Annotated in this window: 5 protein-coding genes and 1 pseudogene; 4 read left to right on the forward strand and 2 right to left on the reverse strand. The window is 56.6% G+C overall.

Features of this window, described 5'->3' with window-relative positions; translation table 11 throughout:
• The 4 genes and pseudogenes from ENI00_RS09300 to ENI00_RS09315 all read left to right on the forward strand — a co-directional run.
• Window positions 1-396, forward strand: a pseudogene (locus ENI00_RS09300) (hypothetical protein); the annotation flags it as partial.
• On the forward strand, window positions 393-1,079 hold the full coding sequence (gene bluB, locus ENI00_RS09305; RefSeq protein ID WP_304101531.1) for a 5,6-dimethylbenzimidazole synthase: 687 nt from the start codon (window positions 393-395) through the stop codon (window positions 1,077-1,079). The pseudogene ENI00_RS09300 and the gene bluB, both read left to right, overlap by 4 nt.
• Window positions 1,076-1,744, forward strand: coding sequence for a DNA-3-methyladenine glycosylase I (locus ENI00_RS09310; protein ID WP_304101532.1), 669 nt, complete (start codon window positions 1,076-1,078; stop codon window positions 1,742-1,744). The genes bluB and ENI00_RS09310 overlap by 4 nt, the downstream gene beginning before the upstream one ends.
• A gap of 106 nt (window positions 1,745-1,850) precedes the next feature.
• Window positions 1,851-2,411 carry a lipid-binding SYLF domain-containing protein gene (locus ENI00_RS09315; protein WP_304101533.1) on the forward strand — a complete coding sequence of 187 codons (561 nt, stop codon included), beginning with the start codon at window positions 1,851-1,853 and terminating at the stop codon, window positions 2,409-2,411.
• Window positions 2,412-2,439: 28 nt separating this feature from the next.
• Here ENI00_RS09315 and cobS read toward each other — a convergent pair whose 3' ends face one another.
• Both cobS and ENI00_RS09325 read right to left on the reverse strand, forming a co-directional pair.
• Window positions 2,440-3,225, reverse strand: a complete 786-nt coding sequence (gene cobS, locus ENI00_RS09320; protein WP_304101534.1) for an adenosylcobinamide-GDP ribazoletransferase — start codon at window positions 3,223-3,225, stop codon at window positions 2,440-2,442.
• A partial coding sequence (locus ENI00_RS09325) for an FUSC family protein (RefSeq protein ID WP_304101535.1) occupies window positions 3,222-3,962 on the reverse strand: 741 nt, incomplete at its 5' end. The genes cobS and ENI00_RS09325, both read right to left, overlap by 4 nt.

The raw sequence follows: 3,962 nt of genomic DNA on the forward strand, positions 1-3,962 counted from the left end.
CGGGACGTGAGCTTCAGTGGTTACGAAATGCACAACGGCGTCACTGCGGGCGACGCGCTTGCGCGCCCACTGGGCCGAATGGATGGCAATAACGAAGGGGCCATCAGCGCCGATGGCCAGATAGCCGGCACGTATGTGCACGGAATTTTTGATGAACCCGCAGCCTGTGAAGCGCTGCTGCGATGGGGCGGGCTGGATCGCGCCGGTGTCGCAGTAGACTATCAGCAACACCGACTGGCACAGCTTGATCGATTGGCGGATGAGGTTGAGCAGCATCTGGATACGGACTGGTTGCGGGATCTGCTCGGCGTGAAAACTGCTGCGACTGGCTCCGCTTCCGGCCTTGATTCTAACGTTGATTCTAACGTTGATTCTGAATACGGCAGGCAGTCATGAGCGATCCGAATCGCCCATTCAGCGATAAAGAACGCGAAGGTCTCTACCGCGCGATTTTCGAACGCCGTGATGTGCGTTCCCAGTTTTTGCCAGATCCCATTCCCCGGCCCGTGTTGGCAAGACTGCTAAACGCCGCGCACCACGCGCCGTCGGTGGGCTTTATGCAGCCCTGGGATTTTATTCTGATCGACAGCCTGAACGTGCGTCAGCAGGTATTGGCCAGCTACCACGAAGAAAACGCCAAAGCCGCAAACAACTACAGCGGCGAGCGCCAGGAAACCTACCGTAGCCTGAAACTGCAGGGTATTGTTGAAAGCCCCATGAATCTTTGCATTACCTGTGACCGCAGCCGTGGCGGCACCCATGTGCTGGGGCGTAATTCCATTGTGGACATGGATCTGTTCAGCACCTGCCTGGCGGTGCAGAATCTATGGCTGGCGGCGCGGGCGGAAGGCATAGGTGTGGGCTGGGTGAGCATTGTGGATCAAGGCACATTGGCAAACATTCTGAACCTGCCGGATAACGTGTATCCGCTGGCCTATTTATGCCTTGGCTACGTAAGTGAGTTTCTGGATCAGCCCGAATTGCAGGCAAAAGGCTGGCGTTCGCGCCTGCCCCTTGGCGAACTGGTTCACCGCAATGGCTGGGGCACGGCGGTTGATAATGAATGGGAGTTGCCATGAAGTTTGCAGGTATCCACGAACGCGCCATCGCGCGTAAGGGCGGCGTTGAAGCGCTGAACGCCCTGCTGCCAAAACGTCCGTCTGCCAACGAGTTAGAGGCGCGCACCGATGACCGCTACCTCTCGGAAATAACCCGTTGCGTGTTCAAAGCCGGGTTCGTCTGGCGCGTTATCGAGAACAAGTGGGCCGGTTTCGAGGCGGCGTTCCACGGTTTTGTGCCCGCCTACTGGCAGCAGGTGCCGCCGGATGTTCTGGAAGCGTTGGCTCGGGATGAGCGCATTGTCCGCAACATGCAAAAGATTAGAACGGTGCCGGAAAACGCCCTCATGATTATGGATGCAGCGCGGGAACACGGCAGTTTTGGTGCGTTCCTGAAACAATGGCCGCCTGAAGATCAGGTTGGCCTGCTGCTGTGGCTAAAGCGCCATGGGGCGCGCCTTGGCGGTAACAGCGCACAGTATTTTCTTCGTCGTGTGGGTTGGGACGGGTTTATTTTATCGAGCGATGTGATGGCCGTTTTGCGTCATAACGATCTGCTGGATGCGTCGCCCGGCAGCAAAAAATCGCTGCAGCAGGCGCAAACCGCCTTTAATCACTGGCAACAGGAAACGGGGATGCCTTACAGCCACCTTTCGCGAATTGTCTCCTGCTCAATAGATACCTGAACCATTAACTCCGCCTGTCTCAGCCGTAATGGTCAGTTTTCATCCAGTTGATCTATAGTTTGTTGAACCATTATCTGGTTTTTGCGAACAATCAGGAGGCTGCGTCATGAACACACTGCGTAACAGGTTTCTCGGATTTGCACTTGCGTTGACGTCCATCGTTGCGATCACAGGCGCAAGCCAGGCTATGGCCGCAACCGCGGAAGATCTCGACCGCAATGCCAACCAGGCATTGGAAACACTCTACAAATCTCATCCCGTTGCTGAAACCCTGGCCCGCGAGGCCAAGGGCATACTGGTGTTCCCCAATATCGTCAAGGCGGGCCTGGTGTTTGGCGGCAGCTACGGTGAAGGCGTTTTGCTCAAAGGCTCGGAAGTGACCGACTACTACAACTCGATCACTGGCTCCTGGGGACTGCAAGCAGGGGCTCAATCCTATGCCTATGCGGTGTTTCTGATGACCGATGAAGCCGTATCCTATCTGGAAAAGACCAACGGCTGGGAAATCGGCGTGGGCCCAACGGTCGTGCTGGTTGATGAAGGTGTGGCGAAAAATCTGTCGAGTTCGTCGCTCAAAGACGATGCCTATGCGTTTATTTTCAGTCAGCAGGGTTTGATGGCCGGATTAAGTATTGAAGGGACTAAAATATCCCGGATTGATCGCTGAGAGACTGCACGGCGTTGCTGCTGTGTGCTTACATTCCCAGCAGCAACGCCAACTCACAAAACACCACGCTGGCGCCCAATGTGTCGCCGGTATAGCCGCCCAGTTGCTGTCTCAAATATCTGCCCCAGAGCAAGGCGACGAAAATAGTAGCGGTGAGGGCTACCAGCCAGAACCCCGGCATCCACATGCTGCAAAGCAGAGCGACAGCCGTCGTAAATGCAATGCTCAACGTTAAGCGCTTGCGTGAGAAGTCTTCTGCCACCGGCTTGCTTTTGCTCTTGTCGGGGTCGGTAACATAGGGCAGGAAGGCCATCAGCAATAAAGGCGTAAGCCGGCTAATGGCGGGTGTTACCAGCAATGCCAACCAGATGCTGCGGGTATCTAATAAAAGCGCAGCTTTCAGCCCCAGGGCCATCAACAGAGCCACGGTGCCGTAGGTGCCGATGCGGCTGTCTTTCATGATTTCCAGGCGTTTCTCAACGGTGTAGCCCCCGCCCAATGCATCCACGCTGTCGGCAAGGCCATCTTCGTGAAACGCGCCGGTCACAAACAAATGGACGCATAAAACCAGCAGAACACTGATCAACGGGCTCCACGCCAGGCTGAATACTGTAAACAGGCCCGCGTACAACGCACCGAGCAACAGCCCGACCACCGGAAAGTAGGCACTGCATTGGTTCATGAGCTTCTGCGAATAATCAATGTGCACCAGCATGGGAATGCGGGTAAGAAAGCCAATGGCCAGCCAGAAAGCCTGCCATTCGTGCCGAGCCCGTGAAGTGTGGCGTTCATGTCGTGCGTTTTGCTCTGTCACGGCAGGCTCTCCTGACTATTCTGACTCTCATGAGTCTCTGACGTTGCTTCCACATCAGGCGCTCGCCACCCGGTTAACGCGTCAAGCCCCGCAACGAGAAGGGCCGCCGTACCCGCGCCGGCGAGTGTCAGAACGATGCGAGTGAAGGTTGCATAGCCGGGGTCCTGAGTTGAGAGCGCCCCTGCGATCAGTGCCAACGCCACCGACAAGGCATACTGATACACCATGCTAGGGTGGCGACCGTGCAGCATCAGGTGGCCAAGCCACAAACCGCCAAGAAAAATCAGCCCAAGCAGAATGGGCAGGTGGGACGATAACGTGAACAGCCAAAGCACCGAAAGCCCGACAGCGCTGCCATAGAAGGTGGCGAGTATACGCTGGTGGGCTTCGTAGAACACCGCGTTGCGGGTAGGGAATACCAGCACCATTGCTGCGATAACCGCCATCATCATGTCCGACGGCTGCATAACGGCATAAAGCCAGAACGTCAGGCCCATCAGTACTGTTGCCCGAATGGCCGCGCCCAGGGTGACATTGCCGCCGCTGGGCACCGGCTCATCAACATGCTGCTCCCGGGTTCTTGCGGGAAACAACGCGTAAACAATCGGGCCCAGTACAAGCCCCACCAGAGACGCCTGAACAAAGCCGTCGCGCATGGTCTCAACGGTGGCTGTGCCATGCATGCCCATCACCGACATCAACACCGCTACGATAATAATCAGCATGCCGGCCTGGGC

Source organism: Marinobacter antarcticus, assembly GCF_011049865.1.
Classification (GTDB): Bacteria; Pseudomonadota; Gammaproteobacteria; order Pseudomonadales; family Oleiphilaceae; genus Marinobacter; species Marinobacter antarcticus_A.

Excerpts from the sequence above, each read along its gene's own strand:
- ENI00_RS09310 (WP_304101532.1), top strand. The coding sequence starts at position 1,076 with ATGAAGTTTGCAGGTATCCACGAACGCGCCATCGCGCGTAAGGGCGGC.
- bluB (WP_304101531.1), top strand. The coding sequence starts at position 393 with ATGAGCGATCCGAATCGCCCATTCAGCGATAAAGAACGCGAAGGTCTC.
- ENI00_RS09315 (WP_304101533.1), top strand. The coding sequence starts at position 1,851 with ATGAACACACTGCGTAACAGGTTTCTCGGATTTGCACTTGCGTTGACG.